Origin of the sequence: Citromicrobium bathyomarinum (genome assembly GCA_001306305.2) — a bacterium.
Taxonomy (GTDB): domain Bacteria; phylum Pseudomonadota; class Alphaproteobacteria; order Sphingomonadales; family Sphingomonadaceae; genus Alteriqipengyuania; species Alteriqipengyuania bathyomarina.
In genome coordinates this window covers 2,723,283-2,749,041 of the sequence record CP155577.1, presented here as the reverse complement: position 1 = coordinate 2,749,041, position 25,759 = coordinate 2,723,283, and the positions used below count along the sequence as shown (strand labels likewise).

General features: G+C 63.8%; 21 protein-coding genes. 13 read left to right on the top strand and 8 right to left on the bottom strand.

Annotated features, from left to right (window positions below):
- The first annotated feature begins 56 nt into the window (after positions 1-56).
- From dnaN to VO57_013620, 3 genes are all read left to right on the top strand, one after another.
- Positions 57-1,184 (top strand): DNA polymerase III subunit beta, encoded by a 1,128-nt coding sequence (gene dnaN, locus VO57_013630; GenBank protein ID XBL69160.1) that lies wholly within the window; start codon positions 57-59, stop codon positions 1,182-1,184.
- A 73-nt stretch (positions 1,185-1,257) separates the two neighbouring features.
- A complete protein-coding gene (locus VO57_013625; protein XBL69159.1) occupies positions 1,258-1,782 on the top strand; it encodes a hypothetical protein in 525 nt (174 codons plus the stop codon).
- Positions 1,783-1,808: 26 nt separating this feature from the next.
- Complete coding sequence (locus VO57_013620; GenBank protein ID XBL69158.1) at positions 1,809-2,180, top strand: hypothetical protein; 372 nt, start codon at positions 1,809-1,811, stop codon at positions 2,178-2,180.
- Between the two features lie 36 nt (positions 2,181-2,216).
- Here VO57_013620 and VO57_013615 read toward each other — a convergent pair whose 3' ends face one another.
- A complete protein-coding gene (locus tag VO57_013615; GenBank protein ID XBL69157.1) occupies positions 2,217-3,119 on the bottom strand; it encodes an alpha/beta hydrolase in 903 nt (300 codons plus the stop codon).
- Here VO57_013615 and VO57_013610 point away from each other — a divergent pair.
- From VO57_013610 to VO57_013595, 4 genes are all read left to right on the top strand, one after another.
- Complete coding sequence (locus VO57_013610) at positions 3,100-3,411, top strand: hypothetical protein (protein XBL69156.1); 312 nt, start codon at positions 3,100-3,102, stop codon at positions 3,409-3,411. The genes VO57_013615 and VO57_013610 overlap by 20 nt on opposite strands.
- Positions 3,398-6,043 (top strand): EAL domain-containing protein, encoded by a 2,646-nt coding sequence (locus VO57_013605; protein ID XBL69155.1) that lies wholly within the window; start codon positions 3,398-3,400, stop codon positions 6,041-6,043. The genes VO57_013610 and VO57_013605 overlap by 14 nt, the downstream gene beginning before the upstream one ends.
- 96 nt (positions 6,044-6,139) lie before the next feature.
- Positions 6,140-7,975: a translation elongation factor 4 gene (lepA, locus tag VO57_013600; protein ID XBL69154.1), complete on the top strand. Its 1,836-nt coding sequence runs from the start codon at positions 6,140-6,142 to the stop codon at positions 7,973-7,975.
- A gap of 2 nt (positions 7,976-7,977) precedes the next feature.
- Positions 7,978-9,336, top strand: a complete 1,359-nt coding sequence (locus tag VO57_013595) for an N-6 DNA methylase (GenBank protein ID XBL69153.1) — start codon at positions 7,978-7,980, stop codon at positions 9,334-9,336.
- On the opposite strand, the gene VO57_013590 is transcribed toward VO57_013595, so the two are convergent.
- Entirely contained in the window at positions 9,308-10,141 is an 834-nt protein-coding gene (locus VO57_013590) for an IS5 family transposase (protein XBL69152.1), read from the bottom strand. The two genes, VO57_013595 and VO57_013590, sit on opposite strands and share 29 nt — an antisense overlap.
- Between VO57_013590 and VO57_013585 the strand changes: the two genes are divergently transcribed.
- Entirely contained in the window at positions 10,112-11,536 is a 1,425-nt protein-coding gene (locus VO57_013585) for an N-6 DNA methylase (protein XBL69151.1), read from the top strand. The genes VO57_013590 and VO57_013585 overlap by 30 nt on opposite strands.
- Here VO57_013585 and VO57_013580 read toward each other — a convergent pair.
- From VO57_013580 to VO57_013565, 4 genes are all read right to left on the bottom strand, one after another.
- Complete coding sequence (locus VO57_013580) at positions 11,499-12,341, bottom strand: hypothetical protein (GenBank protein XBL69150.1); 843 nt, start codon at positions 12,339-12,341, stop codon at positions 11,499-11,501. The two genes, VO57_013585 and VO57_013580, sit on opposite strands and share 38 nt — an antisense overlap.
- Before the next feature lie 147 nt (positions 12,342-12,488).
- Positions 12,489-13,490 carry a copper resistance protein B gene (locus VO57_013575; protein ID XBL69149.1) on the bottom strand — a complete coding sequence of 334 codons (1,002 nt, stop codon included), beginning with the start codon at positions 13,488-13,490 and terminating at the stop codon, positions 12,489-12,491.
- The gene (locus VO57_013570) at positions 13,487-15,178 is read right to left on the bottom strand and encodes a copper resistance system multicopper oxidase (protein XBL69148.1); all 1,692 of its coding nucleotides are present in this window, start codon (positions 15,176-15,178) and stop codon (positions 13,487-13,489) included. The genes VO57_013575 and VO57_013570 overlap by 4 nt, the downstream gene beginning before the upstream one ends.
- 330 nt (positions 15,179-15,508) lie before the next feature.
- Positions 15,509-16,693 carry a diguanylate cyclase gene (locus VO57_013565; GenBank protein ID XBL69147.1) on the bottom strand — a complete coding sequence of 395 codons (1,185 nt, stop codon included), beginning with the start codon at positions 16,691-16,693 and terminating at the stop codon, positions 15,509-15,511.
- A gap of 139 nt (positions 16,694-16,832) precedes the next feature.
- Here VO57_013565 and VO57_013560 point away from each other — a divergent pair, with 139 nt between their 5' ends.
- Complete coding sequence (locus tag VO57_013560; GenBank protein ID XBL69146.1) at positions 16,833-18,773, top strand: lipoxygenase family protein; 1,941 nt, start codon at positions 16,833-16,835, stop codon at positions 18,771-18,773.
- Between the two features lie 66 nt (positions 18,774-18,839).
- Here the strand turns inward: VO57_013560 and VO57_013555 are convergent, their stop codons facing one another.
- Together VO57_013555 and VO57_013550 are read right to left on the bottom strand one after the other, a co-directional pair.
- Positions 18,840-20,105 (bottom strand): glutamate-5-semialdehyde dehydrogenase, encoded by a 1,266-nt coding sequence (locus VO57_013555; protein ID XBL69145.1) that lies wholly within the window; start codon positions 20,103-20,105, stop codon positions 18,840-18,842.
- A 79-nt stretch (positions 20,106-20,184) separates the two neighbouring features.
- Positions 20,185-20,964, bottom strand: a complete 780-nt coding sequence (locus tag VO57_013550; GenBank protein XBL69144.1) for a pyrroline-5-carboxylate reductase — start codon at positions 20,962-20,964, stop codon at positions 20,185-20,187.
- 200 nt (positions 20,965-21,164) lie between these two features.
- Between VO57_013550 and proB the strand changes: the two genes are divergently transcribed.
- The 4 genes from proB to VO57_013530 all read left to right on the top strand — a co-directional run bounded on the left by proB (position 21,165) and on the right by VO57_013530 (position 25,742).
- Positions 21,165-22,337: a glutamate 5-kinase gene (gene proB / locus VO57_013545; GenBank protein ID XBL69143.1), complete on the top strand. Its 1,173-nt coding sequence runs from the start codon at positions 21,165-21,167 to the stop codon at positions 22,335-22,337.
- Between the two features lie 60 nt (positions 22,338-22,397).
- Positions 22,398-23,204, top strand: a complete 807-nt coding sequence (locus tag VO57_013540) for an outer membrane protein assembly factor BamD (GenBank protein XBL69142.1) — start codon at positions 22,398-22,400, stop codon at positions 23,202-23,204.
- A 115-nt stretch (positions 23,205-23,319) separates the two neighbouring features.
- Positions 23,320-24,984, top strand: coding sequence for a DNA repair protein RecN (gene recN / locus VO57_013535; protein XBL71344.1), 1,665 nt, complete (start codon positions 23,320-23,322; stop codon positions 24,982-24,984).
- Between the two features lie 41 nt (positions 24,985-25,025).
- Entirely contained in the window at positions 25,026-25,742 is a 717-nt protein-coding gene (locus tag VO57_013530; GenBank protein ID XBL69141.1) for a DUF4396 domain-containing protein, read from the top strand.
- Positions 25,743-25,759 lie beyond the last annotated feature (17 nt).

Sequence of the window (25,759 nt, the reverse complement as noted above, 5' to 3'; positions counted from 1 at the left end):
GACTCGAGGGGGAGTCGCGCCGCATTCCAAGCGCTTATGAGACGAGAGAAGGACCGATGAAGGCCACCATCGAACGCGCCACGCTGCTCCGCTGCCTGTCCCACGTGCAGTCCGTGGTGGAGCGCCGCAACACGATCCCGATCCTCAGCAACGTGCTGATCGACGCCGACGCAGGCGGCGGCGTGAAGGTGATGGCGACCGACCTCGACCTGCAGGTGGTCGAAACCATGACCGCCGCGAGCGTCGAAAGCGCCGGTGCGATCACCGTCTCCGCCCACCTGCTGTTCGACATCGCGCGCAAGCTGCCCGATGGCAGCCAGGTCAGCCTGGAAACCGCCGACAACCGCATGGTGGTGAAGGCCGGGCGCAGCCGCTTCCAGCTGCCCACCCTGCCGCGCGACGACTTCCCGGTGATCGTCGAGGGCGAGCTGCCGACCAGTTTCGAGCTGCCCGCGCGCGAGCTGGCCGAGATGATCGACCGCACCCGTTTCGCGATCAGCACCGAGGAAACGCGCTACTACCTGAACGGTATCTTCCTGCACGTGTCGGACGAGGCGCGCCCGGTCCTGAAGGCCGCGGCGACCGACGGCCACCGGCTGGCGCGCTACACGCTCGACCGGCCCGAAGGCGCGGAAGGCATGCCCGACGTGATCGTCCCGCGCAAAGCGGTCGGCGAACTGCGCAAGCTGCTTGAAGAAGCACTCGATTCAAACGTCCAGATCGACCTTTCGGCGAGCAAGATCCGCTTCGCGCTGGGCGGCGAGGGCGGGGTGGTCCTGACCAGCAAGCTGATCGACGGCACCTTCCCCGATTACAGCCGCGTGATTCCCACCGGCAATGACAAGCTGCTCAGGCTCGACCCCAAGGCCTTTTTCCAGGGCGTCGACCGTGTCGCGACCATCGCCACGGAAAAGACCCGTGCGGTCAAGATGGGGCTGGACGAGGACAAGGTGACCCTGTCGGTCACCAGTCCCGACAACGGCACGGCAGCCGAAGAGATCGCCGCCGAGTACAAGGCCGAAGGGTTCGAGATCGGCTTCAACGCCAACTACCTGAAGGATATCCTCGGCCAGATCGACAGCGACACGGTGGAACTCCACCTCGCCGATGCGGGTGCTCCCACGTTGATCCGTCGGGACGAGAACAGCCCGGCGCTGTACGTCCTGATGCCGATGCGGGTGTAGAAACCTAACCGCCCTTGTCACTGGCTCCGGCCGGTGACCCGGGGCTAGGCTTGCTGGCGAAAGGAATTTCGCCATGCCATCTGGCTTCCTAGTTCTGTTGCTGCTGTCGGGAGCGACTCCGGTCGGTTCCGACGACTGCCCGGCGATCGTCGCCGCGACGACCAGCGAGAACGTGGACCGGAACCCCGATGCAGTGCGCTGCCTCTCCTCGCGGATGAGCCAGACGGTGTACGAGGACACGGAGCGGTGCATCGAACTGATGATCGGCGTGTCGGATCTGCGCGAAAGCCTGAAGGGGATCGAGCGCTATTCCCATCTCGACAACGCCAAGTCCGACAGGATCGAGGCGAGCATGCGCGGTGAGTTCGCGCGGATGAGGGCGCTGCCGCCGCTGGGGGTGGATCTGGACGCCGGGAGGCAGGTGGCCGAGGCGACCCGGGCACCCTTCGCCGTCGCGCTATCCTTGATCCCGGACCGCCGCTATGCCGTGTGGTACGCCAAGGCCGTCCCGCCCGAGCATTGTACCGCAGCGCTCGAATTTCGGACCGCGCTGCGCGTGCTGGAGGAAGACGAGCGGCGGCGCGCGCTGGCCAGATAGAATTTCATATGGGGAGCAGGATTTTCATGACCTTTCGCAAAACGGGCGTCGCCATCGCGACCTTGGCCGCGGCCTCCGCAGCATTGCCCGCACCGGCCGCCGCATCCGTGCGCGACGATGCGCAGTGTCTGATGGTGTACTCCATCGCGCTCGGCCAATACGAGGACGAAAAGGACCGCGACTACTCGATTGCGACCGGGCTCTATGCGCTGGTCGGTTACTTCTCCGGCAAGCTGACCTCGCAACTGGGCGTCGACAGCCTGCGATCGGTCATGACCGAGGAACTGGCAGCCGAGGTGGCGGAGGACTACGAGAGCATCCAGACCCGCTGCGTGGCCGAATCCGAACAGATGGCAGACGCAATGATTGCCGCCGGAGAGGCGCTGTCGGGGAAGTGATCCGGTCCTGCTGCGGCGGGGTGGTGGCCGTTTGCGCTAACCCAGAAACTCGCGCAGCAGGTCTATCGCCCGCTCGGGGTGGGTCATCAGGAACAGGTGGCCTGCGCCTTCGAACACTTCCAGCCGGGCATCGGGAATCGCACCGGCGAGCAGCCTGCCATTGGCGAGTGGCACGATCGGATCGTTCTCTCCCATCATCACCAGCACCGGCTTGTCGAGGAAGGGGAGGGCAGGCAGCGAGGTCCACCCGGCCAGCGCCATCAGCTGATAGAAATAGCCGGTGCTGCTGGGCGCGGTGATATTGCCGATGGAATGGCGCGCGCGCCTTGTCTCGTCCGCATTCTCCAGCGCCATCAGGTATTCGCTGCGCAGCATGGCGTTGATGCCAGAGAAGGGATCGGCCATCTGCGCCAACATCGCCGGGTCGCCCGGGATCATCAGCATGCCTGGAGAGGTCGCGGCCAGCACCACGCGCCGTACGCGGCTGGTGTATTGCAGGGCGAACTGCTGCGCCATCGCGCCGCCCCAGCTCATCCCCATCACATCGACCGTCTCAAGCCCGAAGCGCTTCAGCACGCCTGCGGCCGTCGAACTCATGGTAAAGGGATTATACGGCAGCACCGGATCGGGCGATTCCCCCGTGCCCGGCATGTCGAACATGATAAAACCCCGGTCGGTCAGCGTTTCCGCCAAGGGAGCGACCGCTTCGATGTTCGCGCCGATCCCGTTGAAGAACAGCAGCGGGGGGTGCGCGCAGGGCGCATCGAGCCGCCAGCGCGCCACCCGCAGCTCAATCCCGTCAACCGTCTCGAAGGATACATCCGCGCTCAACGGGCCGCCCGGCTTGCCCCGCAGGTGCTTGCTCGGCTGACTGCGCGCGGTACCGCCAAACAGGCCCCAGCCGGGCAGGCGCAGGTCCATGTCCGTAAAGCGCATCATTCTTCAAGGCCTTGAAAGTTATAAACAAAAATCGAAAAAGACGCCGTGTTTCGACGCTTCGCGCCGCCTGCAAAGGCGGTTTTTCCCTCTCGGGGGCGCAGTGATGGCGCTTGCTGCGCCGCAACACAAGCACGCGGCGTCTGTTGGCCCTTCATGGGCCGCCAAAACCGGCTTTAACCTGCCGCTAACCCCGATGGTTAATCCTTCTCCAGCCGGTTTCAGGCATAGGGTTCAGGATGCAGCAGGGTACGCGTACGGAAAGACGGGCATTGGCAGCGGTGCGATCGCCTGAAGGCGACGCGACCGCTAGCGAGCGCCGTCGCAGCGGCCTGCCCACCAAAAGCAACGAAGCCGATGCTTTCGCGCGCGCGCGAGGGCTGAGCCTGAGCGACGACGCACCCGCGCTGCCCTCGCAATGGCCCGTGCTGGGCGCAATGGCTCTGGCAGGCGCGCTGGGCAACGGATTGATTGCCCAATCCTATCCGCCGATCACCTCGCTGGTCGCAGTGCTTCTTTCGGCGTTGCTTTTCTCCCTCTCCCGGCTCGTTCGCGACACAGGCAGGGTTCGGCGCCTGTCGGTGACTACCGCCTTCGGCCTGATCCCGCACCTGCTGGTCGGCTATGCCTATGCCGAATGGATGTTCCATGGAGGCCTGCCACTGGGCTTCGGGATCGCTACGCTGATCCTTGCGGGAAGTATGGCCGCGGTATTCCTTGCGGGGCGGCCGTTCCCGATGCTGTTCGTCAAGATCGGGATATGGCTGCCGATTGCGGTTCACTCCATCGCCTATAACGATCACATGGCCGTGGTTGCCCTTCCGCTTGCGATCCTTGTCGCGGTGGGCATCGCCCTGTTCCAGGAACGCTACGACCGGCGCAGCGAGGAAGAGCGGCAGGCGGAAGAGCGCAGCCGCAATCGCTCGATCGACATCCTGCGCGATTACGAGGCGACCGGGCAGGGCTGGTTCTGGGAAACCGACAAGCACGGGCGGATCGTTTACATCTCCGAAGTTTTTGCCGAGCGCTATGGCTTCGATCACGAAGACCTGCTGGGCAAGGTGTTCACCAGCGTGTTCGAGGTCGATCCCGGCGACCGCGACGCCGAACGCACGATCAAGTTCCACTTCACCGCCCACTCTCCGTTCCACGAACTGCCGGTCAGGGGCGAGGGGCGCGCTGGCGACGGCACGGTGTGGTGGTCGGTCAACGGTCGTCCGATCTTCGATTCGTTTGAGAATTTCTGTGGTTTCCGCGGCTCGGGCACCGATCTGACCGAGCGTCGACGCAGCGCCGAACATGCCTCTCGCCTGGCGCTGTACGATTCGCTGACCGGGCTCGCCAACCGCCACGCGCTCAGCCAGGCGCTGTCCAAGCTGCTGACCCATCGCAATCCGGCCCAGCGGGTGTGCTCGATCCTGATGCTCGACCTCGACCGGTTCAAGCATGTCAACGACACCTTCGGCCATCCGACAGGTGATGCCCTGCTCAACCAGGTCGCGCGGCGGCTGGAAAAGGTGGTCGGCGATCTCGGCACGGTCGGCCGGATCGGCGGCGACGAGTTCCAGGTGCTGATCCCGAAGCGTTGCGAAAAGGCACGCCTCGAACAGCTGGGCAACGATATCATTCACTCGCTCTCGCAGCCTTATTCGATCGATGGCAACCGTGCCGTCATCGGCGCGTCGGTCGGCATTGCGATCGCGCCCGAGCATGGCGGCACCAGCGAGCGGCTGGTTCGCAGCGCGGATCTTGCGCTGTATGCGGCAAAGGACGCTGGCCGCGGGCGCTATCGCGTGTTCTCCGACGATCTCCACGTCGCCGCGCGCGAGCGTAACCAGCTGGAAGAAGAGCTGCGGCTGGCGATCGACACCGGCGGCCTGCAATTGCATTACCAGCCGGTGGTCAACACGGCGACCGAAGAGATCAGCGGGTTCGAGGCGCTGATGCGCTGGAACCATCCCAAGCAGGGCTGGATCAGCCCGGAAAAATTCGTCCCCGTGGCCGAAGATGCGGGGCTGATCGTGGCGATGGGCGAATGGGCCATCCGCCAGGCCTGCAGCGATCTGGCTCGCTGGCCGAAATCGGTGCGCTGCGCGGTCAACGTGTCGCCGCTGCAGTTTGCCGATCCGGCGCTGCCCGGGGTGATTGCCGACGCCATTGCCAAGGCGGGCATCTGCCCCTCGCGTTTGGAGCTGGAGATTACCGAGAGTGTGTTCCTCGACGACAGCGAGGGTACCGATGCGACCTTCGCCGCGCTCAAGGCGGTCGGCGTGCGGCTGGCGCTGGACGATTTCGGAACCGGCTATTCCTCGCTCGGCTATCTGAAGAACGCGCCGTTCGACAAGATCAAGATCGATCAGGGCTTCGTGCGCGGGGCGACCATGCCGGGCAGCCGCAATGGCGCGATCATCGCGGCGATCTCCAGCCTTGCCAATGCGCTTGGAATGGACACCACCGCCGAGGGTGTCGAGACGCTCGACGAGCTGGAGCTGATCAGGATGCACGGATGCAGCCACATCCAGGGCTATATCTATTCCAAGCCGCTCTCCACTGCAGAGGCCGATGCGCGGCTGGAAGAAGGGCTGAAGGCCCGCCCCAGCGGTCCGCGCGCCGCGCGCGAGCCGCGCCAGGCGATGCTGCGCCGGGTGGTGCTGCAGCACGGCGAGGATTTCTACAATGGCACGATCCGCAACATCTCGTCACAGGGCGCGCTGATCGAAGGTCTGTGGAACGTGCCCGAGGGCACGGTTTTCCGCGTCGCGCTGAGCGAGCGGCTGGCGGTCGATGCGGAGGTGCGCTGGTGTGCGGAGAACCGCATCGGTGTGCGCTTCGCCCAGCGTCTGCGGCGCGACCAGCGCGGCCAGTTCGATCTTCCGGCCCCCGAGGTCGAGCGCTCGATCCAGCGCGAACAGCGGCGCTCGGCCTGAGGGCGCACTCAATTGCCGCTGTCCTGCACGGGACAGATCGTGCATGCCCTCAAACATGCTGACAGGCGCAGCGCGCGTGTCTATTGCGGCGGGATAATGACTGACCTTTCCAAGATCCGCAATTTCAGCATCATCGCCCATATCGACCATGGCAAGTCCACGCTCGCCGACCGGCTGATCCAGCTCACCGGCGGGCTGACCGAGCGCGAGATGAGCGAGCAGCTGCTCGACAACATGGATATCGAGCGCGAGCGGGGCATCACCATCAAGGCGCAGACCGTGCGCCTCAGCTACACCGCCAATGATGGCGAGACCTACCAGCTCAACCTGATGGACACGCCCGGCCACGTCGACTTCGCCTACGAGGTCTCCCGCAGCCTCGCCGCGTGCGAGGGCGCGCTGCTGGTGGTCGACGCGGCGCAGGGGGTCGAGGCGCAGACGCTCGCCAATGTCTACCAGTCGATCGAGCACGACCACGAAATCCTGCCCGTTATCAACAAGATAGACCTGCCCGCCGCCGAGCCCGAGCGGGTCGCGGAGGAGATCGAGGAGATCGTCGGCATCCAGGCCACCGGCACCTGGCAGAACGGTGGCGCGGTGCTCACCAGCGCCAAATCCGGCATCGGCGTGGAGGACGTGCTCGAAGCGATCGTCGCGCGCATCCCGCCGCCCACGGGCGACCGCGACGCGCCGCTGACCGCCAGCCTGGTCGATTCCTGGTACGACCCCTATCTCGGCGTCGTCATCCTCGTGCGCGTGATCGACGGCGTCCTCAAGAAAGGCCTCAACGTCAAGTTCATGCAGGGCGGCACGCAGCACCTGATCGACCGGGTGGGCGCCTTCACCCCCAAGCGCGTCGACCTGGCGGAGATCGGCCCGGGCGAGATCGGCTTCATCACCGCGCAGATCAAGGAGGTGGAGCAGGCCCGCGTCGGCGACACCATCACCACGGTCAAGAACGGCGCCACCAAGGCGCTGCCCGGCTATCGCGAGCCGCAGCCGGTGGTGTTCTGCGGCCTGTTCCCCGTCGACGCCGCCGATTTCGACAAGCTGCGCGAGAGCATCGCGCGCCTGCGCCTCAACGATGCGAGCTTCACCTTCGAGACGGAAAGCTCCGCCGCGCTGGGCTTCGGCTTCCGCTGCGGCTTCCTCGGCCTGCTGCACCTCGAGATCATTCAGGAGCGCCTGAGCCGCGAATACGACCTCGACCTGATCACCACCGCGCCATCGGTCGTCTACCGCATCCACCTCGGCAAATCGAAGACCGAGGATGCCAAGGTGATCGAGCTGCACAATCCCGCCGACTACCCCGACCCCAACCGGATCGAGGTGATCGAGGAACCGTGGATCAAGGCGGTGATCTACACCCCCGACGAATACCTGGGCAGCATCCTCAAGCTGTGTCAGGACCGGCGCGGCATCCAGACCGACCTCACCTACGTGGGTGGCCGCGCGCAGGTGACCTACGAGCTGCCGCTGAACGAGGTGGTCTTTGATTTTTACGATCGCTTGAAGTCGATCTCGCGAGGCTACGCCTCCTTCGATTACGAGCAGATCGGCCTGCGCGAAGGCGACCTCGTGAAGATGAACATCCTCGTCAATAACGAGCCGGTCGACGCGCTATCGCTGATCGTCCACCGCGGCGTGGCGGAAGAACGCGGCCGCGGCATGTGCGAGCGCCTGAAAGACCTGATCCCGCGCCACCTGTTCAAGATCCCGATCCAGGCGGCGATCGGCGGCAAGGTGATCGCCCGCGAAACCATCGCCGCCCTGCGCAAGGACGTCACCGCCAAGTGCTACGGCGGCGACATCAGCCGCAAGAAGAAGCTGCTGGAGAAGCAGAAGAAGGGCAAGGCGCGGATGCGGGAATATGGGAATGTGAGCATTCCGCAGGAAGCGTTTATTGCTGCGCTGCGGATGGGGGAGGAGTAGGCATGCCTAATCTGAGGTCAGAGCGTGATGTCGAAACCAAGATTGTCGCGCCGCTTTTTTCCAGAATTCTCGGTTACGACGACGAGCAAATGAATTGGGCTGTCCCAGTCCAGATGCATTTAGGTCGGGAAAAAAAGACCAAAGAGGCAGACCTTGTAATTTGCCATAGCGGCGAAAATCTGATCGTTGTTGAGGCAAAGAAGCCTACCGAGCCTGTTATTGGTGCCACAGGCCAGACGGACTCGTACGCGTTTGCGCTTCAATGCCCTTTTAGCTTCATTACCAATGGCAGGGAGTATCTTCTTAGAGGATACTATCATGCTAATAGGCGTGTAGACTTATTATCAGGCACCATAGATAAGCTGAATTCCGAGTCATTTGAGCGCCTTGCGCGGATAATAGGCGCGAGTGAAGTAGTTGCTTCATCAGCCGAGCGGCCCGAGACCCTGAATGCTCCTGATCGTGAAAAAATCAGAGACTATCGGCGCTTCTTCAAAGGGTTGCACAATACGATACGAGATGGCGATAAGCTCGACCCGGCTGCCGCATTTGACGAGCTTGGCAAGATGCTTTTGCTATCCGCAGCGGACGAGGCCCTTCGTGCTTCTAATTCTGAGCACGAGCCTCTGACGAAAGGTATGGTTGAAAAGGCGATTGGTACATCAACCAAGAAGGCCAGTCGGATCATCAATGTTCACTTTGATGAGGTTGTTCCAACAGCGTTCCCTCTCTTGGCTGAGAAAAAATCTGATATTGAACTATCACCGGGAACCGTGGCTGACTTGCTGGAGAAGCTTCAGCCCTTCAGTGTACGCAGTGAAGATGTCGATCTTAAGGGGCGGGCATTCGAAGAATTCTTGCCTTCGCAGCTCCGTGGTAAGGGTCTCGGTCAATACTTTACGCCTCGACCGCTAGTTGAGTTTATGTGTGATCTTGCAGAAGTATCACTGTCGGATACGCTCCTTGACTTTGCCTGTGGCTCAGGGGGTTTTCTAATTAATGCGTACGAGCGGATGCGCGAAGAGGTTGAGCTAATTCCTGCGGGAACGCTGCAACGTCTTGGCGAAACTCGAGAGTCCTTGATCGAAGATGTTAAGAGCAAGCAAATCTTCGGGATTGACGCCGAGCCGAGAGCGGCCAGAACCGCAAGGATGAACATGTTGCTCTGGGGAGATGGGCGTTGTGTCATGCGAGGCAACGCGCTCGCAAGCCAAGATTTGACTGGAAAGCCATACCCGATCTCTCCTTACAAGAAATCCGACAATAATTCTGGCTGTTCACTTATACTCGCGAATCCTCCGTTTGGGGCACGTGAGAGCCTGACTCAGAAGTTTATGCGATCTGGCAGTGGCTTGCGATGAGGCGGGTGAGGCGGCGGATGTGGGCGATGGTAGTCCATGCGGTGGAACTTTCGATAGTTCTTTCCCAGTCCTTTGCGAGCCGTCGACATCTGCCGAGCCAGGCGAAGGTGCGCTCGACCACCCAGCGGCGCGGGAGCAGAACAAAGCCCCTGGCGGTGTCGCAGCGGCGCACGATCTCGAGCGTCCATTGCCCATGCCCTTGAAGCGCGCCGATGAGCTTGTCGCCTGCGTAGCCCCCATCGGCGAAGAGGTGGCGCAGCCACGGGAAGCGGTAGCGGATTGCCTTGATGAGATCGACCGCCCCGTCGCGATCCTGAATGCTGGCAGCGTGGATGGTGACGAACAACATCAGTCCGAGCGTATCGGTGATGATGTGACGCTTGCGTCCCATGATCTTCTTGCCCGCATCGTAGCCCCGTGGGCCGCCACTCTCGGTGGTCTTGACGCTCTGGCTATCGATCACCCCGGCGCTGGGGCTGGCCTCGCGCCCTTCGATCTGGCGCGCAGCCATCACCAGCAGGTGATTGATCGTCTGCCATAGGCCGCTGTCGCGCCAGGCATAGAAATAGCGTTGAACCGTCGAGAGCGGAGGGAAATCCTTGGGCAGCATCCGCCATTGGCAACCGCTTGTTGCCAGATAGAGGATCGCGTTCATCACCTCGCGCAGGTCGGCGCAGCGCGGCCTGCCGCCAGGTTTCGCGGGCGGCAACAGAGGCTCGATCAAGGCCCACTCGGCATCGCGCAAATCGCTTGGATAACGTAGACCCGGGCGGCTATGCTGCTGCCGGGAGGTATCGGTCCACATCGCTTATTCCTCGGTCGTTTCTGGCGAAACCCCGGAATCAGCGATGCACCAGCGCGTCAAGCGCAACCAGCTGATATCTCCCAACTACTTTTGAAGACAGGCTCTGAGAAAGAGCAGAAGGTCCTGAAAAAATACATATTCGGATCGAAAAAACGACAGAGAAAGTCTCAAAAAACCGAGGTCCTTTTTGTTGAAAGGGCGATGGAGCTATTGCGTCCAGAAGGGCGTATGGCCATCGTTCTCCCAACGGGCTTGTTAAGCGCTGACACATATTCCGATTTGCGCGGCTTCATAGCGCGCCACGCAAAGGTCAATGCCGTCGTTTCTCTGCCAACGCACGCATTTGTTCAGTCCGGCGTCCCTACCGTGAATACGGTTATTCTCTACGTCCAGAAGCACTCTGAAAGTTCTAGAAAAATAATTGAAAAGAATTTGGGCGAAGAAAGTATCTCCGGGTACCAAGAGTTGGTATCGAAATATCCGGAATTAGACTATGATGTTTTCATGGGGATAACTGAAAATATAGGTTATGAACCAAACGGAAGGCTGACAAAATCAGGTAACAAAAAGACAGATTTGGATTTTGTGCTGGAGGATTTCCGTAATGGGGTCGCCGACAGTCTGTCAGAATTGGATATTTTTGACTACGCTGAACGCCTTTACGCCGCCAAGGCGTTTCGCCGCAGGGATCAGACGGTTCGCGGAACGGACGAGAATAGAAAATTCTCGTTCACCAAGAAATTCTCGCAGCTGACAGACCGGCTTGACCCGACATCCTACATCATGGATTTCAAGCTGTCCGAATTGGCCCCGGATATGGAAAAGATCGGATTGAAGATTCAGGAGGTAACGGAAAGATTTCGGCCTAAAACAGACGAAGAATTGGACAAGGAATATGACCTGCTTTCAGTCTCAAGCGATGGCAAATTAACGGTTAGGGAGACTGTTAAAGGCGAGGACCTGGAGGGGAAGAATAAGGTCGTTCATGAAGGCGATATCGCCTTCAATCCAATGCGAGCCAACATCGGCAGTATCGGAGTCGTTACAAAAAATCGTGAGGGTGGGCTAATTAGCCCCGATTATCGAATTGTGCGTGTCGACGGGATAGACCCAGAATACTTGGTCGCGCTCCTAAGGACGCCATTCTACAAGATGTATATCGATGTCCTTACGACCGGGTCGATCCGCGACCGACTGTATCCAAGTCACTTACAATCGATGCTTTTCCCAAAGGCAAAGGCGGCGCAGCGGAAAATACTCAAATCACTGCAAAAAGATGTAGAGAAGGAGTGGGAGCGCACAAGCGACAAGCTGTCGCAATTGGAAGCGAAATTAAACGCATCGGTCCGGTCAATGATCACTCCCACCCCCCATCCTTCACCGTCCTCCACCTAGGGTTCTCCTCCGGCTCCTCTTCCTCGGGCACACGGCACCGCCAACCCGGCGAAGGCAGCGCCCGCTCCTCCCAGTCGTCGCCTTCGTCCTCCTCCTCTTCCCCCGCATCGTACTTAGGGTGCTCCGGGTCCTCCCACCAGCGGTAGCCTGCGGCCTCGTCCTCGGCCTCGATGGCCTTGAAGGCGTCCCAGGCCGCGCGGGCGCGGGGGCTCATGGAGTCGAGGCGGCGCTGGTGGAGCGCTTTCAGTTTGGCGTCGATTGCATCATACACGCGCTGCTCGCCGCCCTGCGCGCGCTCGCGCTCGTACTCCTCGCGCCATTGTTTCTTGAGCCGCTTCAGCTCCATCTGGCCGACCGCGTTGAGGCCTTTTGCGCGCCCTTCCGCAAACCGATCGGGCGCGCGGTTGCGCAGCATGAACATCAGCAGGCGGTCGTTATAGATGGTCCGCGTGCCGACCAGCTTGCCGTAGGAGTAGACGGGCACGTCGACGCCGTTGAGCGCGCGGTCCATCGCGACATCCTCGATCCGCTGCACGCCGAGGTCGATCGCCGCCTGCCATGCGGCGCGAAAGCTCTCCGCGCCCGGCTGGCGGCGCAGGTGGTAGGCGCCGGCCTGGCTCATGTTGACCGCCTTGCACGCGGCGTGGACGGAGCCCGTATCGGCGAGCGCGGCGATGAAGCGGCGCTGGCGATCTTCGGTCCAGCCATCGTGGCGGTCGGTCTGGCGGGGGACGGGGGTGAAGTCGGGCAGCTCGCCAGCAGGCACGGGCAGGCGCTGCTCGCGGTTGTCGGCTTTGCGGGTCATGGGCGGAAGCTCATGGGTGGCGGTCCTTGAGCGGTGGGGAGGGCGCGAAGCTATGCCCCGGCCGCGCGGCTGTAGGACAGCGATTTTCCACGCCGCGCGGGTGCCGCGTGGCGGGCGGAGCGGGCGAGCCGCGTCCGCCTAGACCGCCTAGAACCAGGCGCGCACGCCGATCAGGACTTTGAAACCGTCCGGATCCTCGCCGTCCGAGCGCGCGATGTCCGCCGTCTCGCCCAGCTTCGCCTCGTATTCGACGCCGATATAGGGCGCGAATTCGCGGGCGATCTCGTAGCGCAGGCGCAGCCCCGGCTCGACCTTGGTGACGCCTGCGCCGATCTCGCGCTCGGGAATGTACTGCGCGGCGAACTCCGCCTCGATCCGGGGCTGCAGGATCAGGCGTTGCGTGATCTTCTGGTCGTATTCCGCCTCGACCCGCGCGGTCAGGTCGCCCCGGTCGGACAGGAACAGCGCGCCGTCGACATGGAACATGTAAGGCGCCAGCCCCGCCACGCCGAGCACCAGGTGCGTGCGGCTGTCAGGCTCGGGATCGAACCGCACACCCGCCTGCAGATCGAAGAACGGCCCGATCGCGCGGCTGTAGAGCGCCTGGATCTCCGCATCCTCCACCGCGCCGCCGAATTCGCCTTCGCCCTCGGTCTTGAGCACGAAGCGGTTGAGGTCGCCGCCGTACCAGGCTTGCGCATCCCACAGGTAACCGGTCTCGCCCCCATCGGTGGGAATGCGCGCCTCGAGCCGCTCGACCAGCACCATGCCGGTGGTCATGCCCCCATTGCCACGGGCCAGTTCCTCGCGCGCGGGCGCCATTGCCTCGCGGCCCCAGATCGCATCGGCGGCATGGCGCGGCCCCTCCAGCGCACGCGCGGGGATGGCGTCTTCCGGCGCGGCTCCCGGCGCGGATGTGTCGGTCATCGCTCCGTGAGAGCCATGGTCCATGCCCTCCATGCCATCGTCCATCGCCGGGGCCGGTTCGCGCTCTTCCTGCTTGCCGCACTGTTCGGGCGGCAGATGGCCCATCGCGCAGTGATCCATCTCCGGCGCGGGTTCGCTCTTGCTGCCATGGCCCGAATGGTCCTGCGCGGCGAGCGGGGTGGGCAGCAGCACGGCCCCGGCGAGAAGCATCGCGCGGATCATGCGCCGTCTCCTGCGGGGAAGGGTCGCACGGTCACCACCTGCATCATGCCTGCATGCATGTGGTAGAGCAGGTGGCAGTGGAAGGCCCAGTCGCCCGGCTCGTTGGCGGTCAGGTCGAAGGTCGCGGTGCCGCCCGGCTGGACGATCACCGTATGCTTCAGCGGCTGGTGCATATGGTCCGCGCCGTTGACCAGTTCGAAGAAATGGCCGTGCAGGTGGATCGGGTGCGCCATCATCGTGTCGTTGACCAGCGTCACGCGCACGCGTTCGTCGAACCCGAAGCGGATCGGATCGTCGGTGACGGCGGTGAACTTCTTGCCATCGAAGCTCCACATGTAGCGTTCCATGTTGCCGGTGAGATGGATCTGCATCTCCCGGTCCACCTCGCGATGCGGGTTCATCCGCTTCGCCTTGAGGTCGGTGTAGCGCAGCACCCGGTGCTTGACCGTGTCGAGGCCGAGGCCGGGGAAGTCCATGCGGTCCATCGGCATGGGCGAGACCATGTCGAGCCCGGGGCCGACCTTCACATCGGCGGGCAGGGTGGAGGTATCGCGCATCGAGTGGTCCATGCCCTCCATCCCGGCCATGCCGCCGTGGTCCATCATGCCCATGTCGGCCATGGTCAGCGTTACCGGCTCACGCAGCGCGGGCGGCGTGGCCCTGTGCCCCGCGTGGCTGGTCAGGCTGGCGACGCCCATGCCGCTGCGGTCCATTGCCTCGGCCACGATCGCGTGGCTGCCGTCGGGCGGGCTGACGATCACGTCGTAGGTTTCCGCGACGCCGATCTGGAATTCGTCCACCTCGACCTCGGCGACGTCCTGCCCGTCGGCGGCGATCACCGTCATGGGCACGCCCGGGATGCGCACGTTGAAGAACGTCATCGCCGATCCGTTGATGATCCGCAGACGCACGCGCTCGCCCGCGCGGAACGCGAATTGCAGGTCGTCCGCCGGGCCGTGGCCGTTGATGAGGAAGGTGTAGGTGCTGCCCGTCACGTCAGAGATGTCGCGCGGGTTCATCCGCATCTGGCCCCACATGCGGCGCATTGCGCCGGACATCTCGCCCTCGGTCGCGGTCTGCATCTGATAGTTGAAGTAGTGCTCGCCCACCTTGAGCTTGCGCATGATCTCGTGCGGATGGATCGGGGTGAACTCGCTCAGCAGCACGACGTAGTCGCGGTCGTAGCGCGGATCGGGATCGGCGCTTTCGACCACGATCGGGCCGTAGTGCCCTGCCTGCTCCTGCAGGCCCGAGTGCGAGTGCCACCAGTAGGTGCCGCTCTGCCGGATCGGGAAATCGTAGGTGAACCGCTCGCCCGGGCGGATACCGGGGAAGCTGACGCCGGGCACGCCGTCGAACTGAAACGGCACCAGCAGGCCGTGCCAGTGGATCGAGCTGTCCTCGGCCAGATTGTTGGTCACGTGAAGGCGCACGTTCTGGCCTTCGCGCAGGCGGATCAGCGGCCCCGGCACGCTGCCATTGACCGCGACCGCGTGGCCCGAGCGACCACCGGTCATGAAGTGATGATCGCCGATGGCAAGCTCGATATCCTCGCCCGAAAGCTCTCCGAAGCCGTTCTGCGCGCGGCTCAGCGAGGCACCACGTGCCCAGGCGGGCATGGGCAGGGTGCTCGCGGCGGCGAGCGCGACGGTGCTGCGGATGAGGTGGCGGCGGGAAAGGGATGCCATTGGTGGGCCTGCGAAAGAGTGAGCCTGAAGCGAAAGCTATATATACCCCCACGGGGTATTTCAATCGAGGAAGGTGCGGGCCCCCCCCTTCGCACGCAGCGCTGTCCTACACGGCTGCCTGACCCTAGGCTGCCAGCCGCTCTTTCAAATCGTCGATCTGCGTGTTTCGCGCGCGCCTGCCCGTTGGACGATCGCGCGCAACTAACCGGCCATCTTCGTGGCGCATGGGCAGGGACTGTTTTTGACCCCTAGGACTGTGTGTCAGGTGTGTCAGGAAGCCTGCATGCGCGTTTGCGCGTGCCCGGCAGGAAGGTGCTTGCCGGGTAGAGCCTAGGCAACCTTGCGCTCCGGCACGCCATCCGGCGAGACGGCGCATTCGACCGGCGGCACGGTGAGGGTTTCCAGCTCGTGCTCGTGCACGGTCCTGTCGCGGCCCTGGCTCTTGGCCGCGTAGAGCGCCTTGTCCGCGCGGTGGTAGAGTTCGCGCCAGGTGGAATCGTCGCTCAGGGCACCCTCGGCCACGCCGATGCTGATCGTGCACTGCCCACCATGCGGCATTTCCGCCTCGCGGATTTCGGCGAGCAGCTGCATCGCCTTGCCCGGCGGCAGCGCCTCGCTCGTGCCGAGCAGGGCGAATTCCTCGCCCCCCAGCCGCGCCGCGCTGACCCCGTCGCCCGCATGCGCCTGGATCAGGCGCGCGACTTCCTGCAGCACGGTATCGCCAACATCGTGGCCATGCGTGTCGTTGATGACCTTGAAGCAGTCGATGTCGATCAGCAGCAATCGCGACTGCCCGCTCTGCTCGCCCAGACCCTCGGCGAAGTCGAGCAAGGCGCGGCGGTTGAGAAGCCCGGTCAGCGGATCGGTCAGGGCAAGCTGCTGGCTCTTGCGTTCGAGCATCAGCAACTCGATCACCTGATTGTGGTGCGCGTTGATCATGCGCCACTGGAACACCCCGGCGACGCACAGGCTCACCGCGGTCGCGATGTCGAGGGTCGATCCGGTCAGCAGCATCAGCGTTGCGATCGCGCCGATGTCGATCACCAGATGGGTCAGCGCCGCTGCGCGAATGCTTGCCATGCAATACGCCGTGGCGAGCGCACCCATCACCAGGATCACGGGGAAATGCAGTCGCACGCCCGGGTCCGCCGCGGACCAGCAGGCGACCGCCCAGGTGGTGGAGATCAGCGCGCCGATGAGCGAGGACGCCCAGCTCTGGACCATGAACCGCTCGGCCCGCCAGGGCTTCTGCGCGAACTGGTTGTCTTTGAACAGGTCGTTCAGGCCCATCAGGCAATAGAGCGCCATCAGGCTGGGCAGGCCCCAGCGCACGAACCAGCCGGCAGCCTCGGGCGTGGCGAGCGCGGCGAAGGGGCAGGTCAGCAGCAGCCCGACGAACAGCCAGCGCCCCTGCTTCTGGACAGTGGTCGCGCTGGCCACGACGAAATCGGTCCGAACCTCCTGCGGAAGGTCCGGAATCGCGGCATTGCGCAGTATCGTTTTCACCCCGTCCATGGCCCCCAGATAACCCGCAAACGTCTAAACAAAAATTAAGCGGGGTGCCCGGCCCGTCCGCCGTAATCCCCCTATTAACCATTGTGACGTAGCATTTCTGCGGTCTCAACTGAAATCGACGGAAATGGACGGAAATACAATGGCTCACCAGGCACCGGCTGATCCCACGCTTCCCCAGAACGTTACGCCCGCGCAGCGCAAGGCCCGGGAGGCGCAGCTCGCCGCCAGTCAGGCGACCTACGAGTGGACCGACGCGGTTCCGTCGCTCGAAGGCGTGCCGGTGGTGAAGACGCTGCCCACGGCAGAGATGCCGACGCTCGAATGGTGGCTGAAGCTGGTGAAGATCCTGATCGAGGTGGCGATCAACCAGATCGAGGTGGAGCAATCGCTGATCGAACAGGGCCTCTCCGCGCTCGACCCCGCGCTGGTCGCGGCGGACCGGGTGGTGGTCGCCGCGATCGAGAAGGATGTCGCCGCGCTGGAGGCGAAGATCGCGGGCGATGTCACGGGGGGCAAGGGCATCGTCGCTCTGGCGACCGACTGCGTTCACATGTTCGACGCCGAAGTCGCCATTGCGGACCTGAAGAACCACGCGACCAAGCTGAAGGGCGTCATCGAACTGCGCGGCGCGACCAAGGCGGCGCTGGGGAAGGAACGCCCCCGTTCGCTCCAGACCTATCTCGATAACTTCAAGACGATTTCCACCCCTGCGATCGCCTACACATTCCAGGACGATCTCGAATTCGCCAACCTGCGCGTTGCGGGGCCGAACTGCATGCTGATCGAGGCAGTGACGAAGGTGCCGAAGAAATGCGCGGTGACGGCCAGGCAATATGCGGCGGTCGTGCCCGGCGACACGCTGGATGCCGCGCTGGAGGAGGGGCGCCTGTTCCAGTGCGACTATTCGCCGCTCTCGATCATCGAGCCGGGCGAGTGGGATGGGTCGGCCAAATACCTGACCTGCCCCGTCGCCCTGTTCGCGGTGCCGCCGGGTGGGCAAAGCTTGGTCCCGGTCGCGATCAATTGCGATCCCTCTAACGCGGCGAGCCCGGTGATGACGCCGAGCATGAGCGCGGAAAAGCAGTGGGGCTGGGAAATGGCCAAGCTGGTCGTGCAGGTGGCGGACGGCAATTACCACGAGCTGTTCGCCCATCTCGCGCGCACCCATCTGGTGATCGAGGCGATAGCCATCGCAACCCATCGCCAGCTTCCCGATGTCCACCCGATCAACGCACTGCTGGTGCGCCATTTCGAAGGCACGCTGTTCATCAATGATGCCGCCGCGAACAGCCTGATCGTTGCCGGTGGCCCGATCGACCACATCTTCGCAGGCACGATCGAGACCAGCCAGCAGGCCGCCGTGCAGGCGCGGCTGAGCTTCGATTTCGCCAAGGGGATGTTGCCGCAGGATATCGTCGCGCGCGGCGTCGGCGCGGATTCCGCGCTGGGCGACTATCCCTATCGCGACGACGGCCTGCTGGTGTGGAACGCGATCGAGAGCTGGGCGAAGGCTTACGTGCGCACCTACTATTCATCGGACAAGGATGTGACCGGCGATACCGAGTTGCAGGCATGGGCGGCGGCCATTGCCGACAGCGGCAAGCTGAAGGGCTTCTCCGCGCCGAGCACCATTCAGGAGCTGGTCGATATCTGCACGATGACGATCTTCACCGCCAGCGCGCAGCATGCCTCGGTCAACTTCCCGCAAAAGGCGATCATGGAATATGCACCGGCAGTGACGGGCGCGTTCTGGCAACCGGCCCCCGACACGCAGAAGGGCGGAACCAAGACGGGCTGGCTGGCGATGATGCCGCCCGAGGTTCTGGCGTTGCAGCAGCTCAAAGTGCTCTTCCTGCTGGGCTCGCTCTACTACCGTCCGCTGGGCACTTATCTCTCGCCCGACTTTCCCTATCCGCAGTGGTTTCAGGATCCGCAGATCACGGGGAAGGGCGGCCCGCTGTCGCGCTTCCGTGCGGCACTACAGGACGTGGAAGAGCAGATCGTCGCGCGCAATTCCGAACGGATGCGGCCTTATACCTTCCTGCTGCCGAGCCTGATCCCGTGCAGCACCAATATCTGACGCCCACGAAAAAGCCGCCGAGGCCCCGGGAGGCATCGGCGGCACTTTTCGCGTAGGTCGCGCGGCTTACGGCCGCGTCTGGCCGTTGCCGTGGACGAGGTACTTGAAGCTGGTCAGCTGTTCGAGGCCGACCGGACCGCGTGCGTGCATCTTGCCGGTCGCGATGCCGATTTCGGCGCCCATCCCGAACTCGCCGCCGTCGGCAAACTGGGTGGAAGCGTTGTGCATCAGGATCGCGGAATCGATGCTGGTCATGAACTTGCGCGCCGCATCGTCATCCTCGGTGATGATCGCGTCGGTATGGTGGCTCGAATAGGTGTCGACCCAGTCGATCGCCTCGTCGAGGCCATCGACCACCTTCACGCTTGCGATGGGGTCGAGATATTCGGTGCCCCAGTCTTCGTCCGTCGCGGGCTTGATGCTCGGCGCGATGGAAACGGCGGTCTCGTCGCCGCGAAGCTCGCAGTCGTCGCCGAAGATCGCCGCGATCTTGGGGATCGCCTGCTCGGCGACCGCCTTGTCGACCACGATGCTTTCGGTCGCACCGCAGACGCCGGTGCGGCGCAGCTTGGCGTTGCGGATGACTTCGGCTGCCTTGTCGAGGTCTGCCTTTTCATGGACATAGGTGTGGCAGTTGCCATCGAGGTGGAGGAGCGTGGGCACGGAGGCCTGGTCACGCACCAGCTCGACAAGGCCACGCCCGCCACGCGGGATCACGAGATCCACGAACTGGTCCGCCTTGAGCAGCTCGGCCACCGCGGCGCGGTCGGTCGTGCCAACGGTCTGCACCGCATTTTCGGGCAGGCCGGCGGCTTTCAGGCCTTCCTGCATGCAGCGCACAATGACCCGCGTCGAATTGCGGCTCTCGGAACCGCCGCGCAGGATCACCGCATTGCCGCTCTTGAGGCACAGCGCCGAGGCGTCCGCGCCGACATTGGGGCGCGATTCGTAGATCATGCCGATCACGCCGATGGGCACGGCGACGCGTTCGATCTTGAGGCCATTGGGCCGGTCGATTTCGGCAAGCTGGCGACCCACGGGGTCGGGCAGTTCGGCAATCTGTTCGAGCGCGCTGGCCATGCCTTCGATCCGGTCGGGCGTGAGCTTGAGCCGGTCGACGAAACTCTCGGGCTTCTTGCCCGCAACGCTCTCGACATCCTTCGCATTGGCTTCGAGCAGCTCGTCCTGATGGTCGCGCAGCGCCTTGGCCGCTGCGGTGAGGGCGGTGTTCTTGGCCTCGGTGCTCGCGGTCAGCAGGCCCTTGGCCGCGGCGCGCGCGTTGCTGCCGAGTTCGTGGATGTGGATCGCCGGATCGAGTGTCTGGTCGTTCATGGTGGTCCTCTTCGGATCTGTTATTTTTGAAGCTCTGCTTATTAGACGGGCAAGGTGTGCCCCGGGTTCCGAACGGGCGCTACCTCAGCTCGACGGCGCGTTTGTAGGCCGCCTCCAGCGTCTGTTCGAACTTGCGCGATACCGCGCCGTCGCCGTTCAGCGCATCGAGCCCGGCAGCGGTGGTGCCGCCCTTGCTGGTGACCGAATTGCGCAACTCCTCCAGCGTCTGGCCGTCCTGGTCGATCGCCATCGCGATCGTGCCTTCGAGCGTGCCGAGCACCAGTGCGCGGGCCTGTTCGTGGGAGAAGCCGATGCCTTCGGCCGCCGCGACATAGGCGCGGGCGAGTTCGAAGACGTAGCCGGGGCCGGAACCTGCGACTGCGGTGACGCGGTCGAGCTGGTCCTCGTCGTCGACTTCGACGACGGTGCCGGTCCGCTCCATCATCGCATGCGCGTGCTTGCGCTGGTCTTCGGTGACGCCAGGGCCTGCAACCAGGCCATTGGTCGCCTTGCCCACGAAGGCGGGCAGGTTGGGCATGATGCGGATGACCGGAGCGGGCTGTTCTCCCTTGGCCATAACCTTGGAAATGCGCGCGATCCCTGCGCCTGCGGCCATCGAGATGACGTAGCCGTTATCCGACAGCACCGGCGCATAGTCGGGCAGGATGTCGTCGATCATCTGCGGCTTGATCGCGACGATGATCACGTCGAAGCGCTTGTCGCCCAGTTCGCTGCGCTCCTTGACGAGCGTAACACCCTCTGGCGCTTTATCCAGAAACGGGTCGACGATGGTGAAGCTTTCGCTACCCCGCTTCCAGTATTCGAGCAGCGCTCCGCCCATTTTTCCGCAGCCGATCAAAAGTATGTCTTGAAAGATAATATCTCTCCATCTGTTTTCCGAGGCGATCGGAGCGCGCGTGCTTTAGGGCGCTCGATCGTGCCTTTTCAATGTGTTTATTCTTTTATAACACAGTCGTGCAATTTTTTCCAGTGGGTTGTGCGATGCAACACCCTTGCCTATGTCCGCGCCACTCTTTTGGCCGCCAAGATGGATCAAACATGCCGCAATCGAACACCGTTGTCGTCAAGATCGGTTCCACCCTGGTTGCGAACACCGAACGTCTGACGCCGCGTTTCGGGTTCATCCAGCGGATGCTGGAAGACGTTGCCAAGCTGCGCGAACGTGGCACCAATGTCATCCTGTGCAGCTCGGGCGCAGTCGCGCTGGGGCTCAAGATAGTGGGTGAGCGGCCCGAGACGGCCGGGGTCAGCGACAAGCAGGCCGCCGCTGCATGCGGGATGCCGATCCTGACCAATGCGTACAAGCAGATCGGGCACGAATTCGATTTCGAAATCGCGCAGGTGCTGCTGACGCTGGGCGATTTCGAGGATCACCGCCGCTTCCTAAACACCCGCAACACGGTGTTCCGCCTGCTGGAAGCCGGGGTGATGCCGATCATCAACGAAAACGATTCGATCACCACCGAGGAAATCCGTGTCGGCGACAACGACCGGCTGGCGGCCAAGGTCGCGCAGATGGTCGATGCGAAGAACTTCATCATCCTGACCGAGGTCGACGGTCTGTACGATCGCCACCCGGACGAGGAAGGTGCCGAGTTCATCTCGGAAGTCACCGATGTCGCGCCCTTCATGGAGGCGACCAAGGGCAAGAGCACGCTGGGTACCGGCGGGATGACGACCAAGCTGATGGCCGCCAACATCGCGCAGGAAGCAGGCGTCACCACCTATATCGCGCATGGCGAACACGATAATCCGCTCAGCTCCGTGCTCGACGGGGAGCGTCGCGCCACCAAGTTCATCGCCCACGACACGCCGACTACGGGGTGGGAGCGGTGGATCGCCAACCGGCTTCAGATGGCGGGCAGCATCGGCATTTCGGACGAGCTGGCGGATGAGATCGCAGACGGAAACCGCGCGATCCGGCGCGAGGACATTCTCTCGATCGAGGGCGATTTCAGCCGTGGCGACGTGCTCCACATCTACGACCAGCAGGGGCAGGAGCGGGCCCGCGGCCTGTCCGACTTCACCTCTGAAGAACTGCGCGTGCTGGCGGTGAACCCGCATCTCGATGCCGAACAGCTGCTTGGCTACAAGACCAAGGGCGAAGTGATCCGGGACAAGAACCTCGTCGCGCTGGAGGGACGCCATCTGCTGTGGGATGCGCCCGAGGGTGGCGAATTGTCTGGTCACGGGGAACGCCCTGCGAGCTGAGCAAGACTGGCCCAGCCTTTCACTTGGCGTTCATGGCGGTGGTCGCTATACCGCGCGACCATGACAGCCAACGCCAAGACCATCGCCGCCGCGCTCGCCCTCGGTACCATTGCCACTCTCGTGTCCGGTTGTGCCGGCAGCGGCAGCGGCGGCCCGGGTGATACCGCCTATGTCGCGCGCGACGTGGAAACGCTTTACGCGACCGCCAAGCAGCGGCTGGACCGCGGCAATCCTCAGCTGGCCGCTGCGCTGTTCGACGAAGTGGAGCGCCAGCATCCCTACTCGCCGTGGGCACGCCGCGCACAGTTGATGAGCGCTTTCAGCTATTACGTGTCGCGCGACTATTCGAAGGCGATCCAGAGCGCGCAGCGCTTCCTGTCGATCCACCCGGGTAACAAGGATGCGCCTTACGCCTATTACCTGATCGCGCTCAGCTATTACGAGCAGATCAGCGACGTTCAGCGTGACCAGAAGATTACCGAGCAGGCGCTGGTCGCGCTGCGCGAGGTCGAGCGCCGCTTCCCGCAATCGGAATATGCCGCCGACGCGCGGCTCAAGATCGACCTCGTGCGCGATCACCTCGCGGGCAAGGAAATGGATATTGGCCGCTTCTACGAGAAGTCGGGCAAGTGGACTGCCGCGCAGATTCGTTTCCAGAACGTGGTCGAGAACTATCAGACCACCAGCCACGCTGCCGAAGCGCTCTATCGCCTGACCGAAACCAGCCTTGCGCTCGGCATCCCGCAGGAAGCGAAGAAGTATGCCGCCGTGCTCGGCGCGAACTATCCCGGCAGCGAATGGTACGACAAGGCCTATGCGCTGGTCGAGGATCACGCGGCCGACACGCAGGTCGCGCTGGCCAACTGATCGCGCTTCTATCCCGGGGCGGCGTTCGATCGGGCCGCTTATGCACATCCATGAGCTGTGAGGATGAGTGCTTGCCGGTGACGTGCCCGCACGCGCACGCTATCCTGTCTCCGCGATGCTGACTCAACTCGCCGTCCGCAATGTCGTTCTTATCGAAGCGCTCGATCTCGATTTCGGGCGCGGTCTCGGCGTGCTCACGGGCGAGACGGGGGCGGGCAAGTCGATTTTGCTCGATGCGTTGGGGCTGGTGCTGGGCAACCGCGCGGAAACCGCGCTGGTGCGCAGCGGCGCCGATCAGGCCAGCGTCACCGCCAGTTTCGAATTCGCCACGCTCCCGCCCGCGCTGGCAGAGGCGCTGGAGGATGCGGGGGTCGAAATCGAGCCGGGCGAACCGCTGATCATCCGCCGCCAGGTCAAGGCGGACGGGGGCTCCAAGGCCTTCGTCAACGACCAGTCGGCCAGCGTCGGACTGCTCCGCAATCTCGCGCCGATTCTGGTCGAACTGCACGGTCAGCACGACGATCGCGGGCTGGTGAATCCGCGCGGCCACCGCCAGCTGCTCGACCGGTTTGCCGGTGCCGACACCGCCAAGGTCGCGCGCAACTGGCGCGAATGGCAAAAGGCGTCGGGCGCGCTGGAAGAAGCGCGCGCCGCGATCGATGCTGCCAGTGCGGAACAGGACCTGCTGCTGGCGCATCTGGCCGAACTGACCGAAATTGCCCCGCAGGCGGGGGAGGAAGCCCGGCTGGCGGAGCAGCGCGCCGCGATGCAGAAGGGCGAGCGGCTGGCGGGCGACCTGGAGGAGCTGCGCCATATCTGGGAAGGGTCGGAATCGCCGCTGAGCGAGCTGCGCACCGCCGCCCGGCGGCTCGACCGGATTGCGGGCGAGCACAAGCTGCTGGCGGAGGCGCTGGCGGCGCTCGACCGGGCGATCCTCGAAGGGACCGAGGCGGAGGAGAAGCTGGAAGAGGCGGCCGAGGCGCTGGTCCACGATCCCGCCGCACTCGATGCAGCCGAAACGCGCCTGTTCGACCTGCGCGCGCTCGCCCGCAAGCACCGCTGCGAGGTCGACGAACTGCCGGACAAGATGCGCGAGATGCGCAGCCAGCTCGACGCGATCGAAGGCGGCGAGGCACAGCTCGATGCGCTGCGGATCGCCGAGCGCGAGGCGTTCGACGCGTACGAGGGGGCCGCTGTGCGGCTGCGCAAGGCGCGCAAGGCCGCCGCCAAGACGCTCGACAAGGCGGTTGCCGCCGAGCTCGCGCCGCTGAAGCTGGACGCTGCGCGTTTCCAGACGGACGTGCAGCCGCTGCCGCAGGAAAAGTGGGGCCCCACGGGCATGGACGCGGTCGAATTCCTGATCGCGACCAACCCGGGCGCGGACTTCGCGCCGCTCAACAAGATCGCCAGCGGCGGCGAGCTGTCGCGCTTCATCCTCGCGCTGAAAGTTGCGCTGGCGGAACAGGGCGGCGCGGCGACGATGATCTTCGACGAGATCGACCGCGGCGTGGGCGGGGCGGTCGCCTCGGCCATCGGCGAACGGCTGGCGCGCCTCGCCAGCGACGGGCAGGTGCTGGTGGTGACGCACTCGCCGCAGGTCGCCGCGCGCGGCCGCGTCCACTACCAGATCGCCAAGGCGAGCAGCGGCACGGTCACCAAGACATCGGTGGAGCTGCTCGATGCCGGGGGGCGCCAGGAAGAGATCGCGCGCATGCTCTCGGGCGCGGAGATCACCCCGGAGGCGCGCGCGCAGGCGGATCGGTTGCTGGAGGGGGTATGATGCGGGCGGAACCTCGGGCCTCCATCCGGCCTTAGGCCTGCATGCACGCCCCGACCTTTCCCGACTGGCTCCACGCACTCTCGACGATCTCTTTACTGATTGCTGCAGCGTGTGCGCTGTGGATCGCCATCGACGTTATCCGCCATCCGCAGAAGATGGCGGTGATGAATTTCGTCTGGCCGCTCGCCGCGCTGTTTGGCAGCGTGCTGTGGGTGGCGCTCTATTTCGCTTTCGGACGGCGCAAGGGGCGCGGGATCGACGCGCCCCAGGAAGAGCTGCCCTTCTGGGCCTCGGTCGCCAAGGGCGCGTCGCATTGCGGGGCGGGGTGCACTTTGGGGGACATCATCGCCGAATGGTCTGCCTTTGCTTTCCCGCAGGTCGCGGTGTGGTTCGGCTGGCACACCCTGTTTGGCGAAAAGATCTTCGCAGTGTGGATTGTCGATTATATCGTCGCTTTCGTGCTGGGCCTCGCCTTCCAGTATTTCACCATCAAGCCGATGCGCGACGTTTCGGTCGGGGAGGGAATCGCGGCCGCGGTGAAGGCGGATTTCCTCTCGATCACATCGTGGCAGGTGGGCATGTACGGGCTGATGGCGCTGATCCAGTTCGCCTGGTTCGCGCCCAGCTATGGCGGGCTGGCGCCGGTGAACACGCCCGAGTTCTGGTTCGCGATGCAGATCGCCATGCTGGCCGGGTTCGCGACTGCCTTTCCCACCAACTGGTGGCTGATCCGCAAGGGCCTCAAGGAGAAGATGTAGCGGGCAGTTGCAGGCGG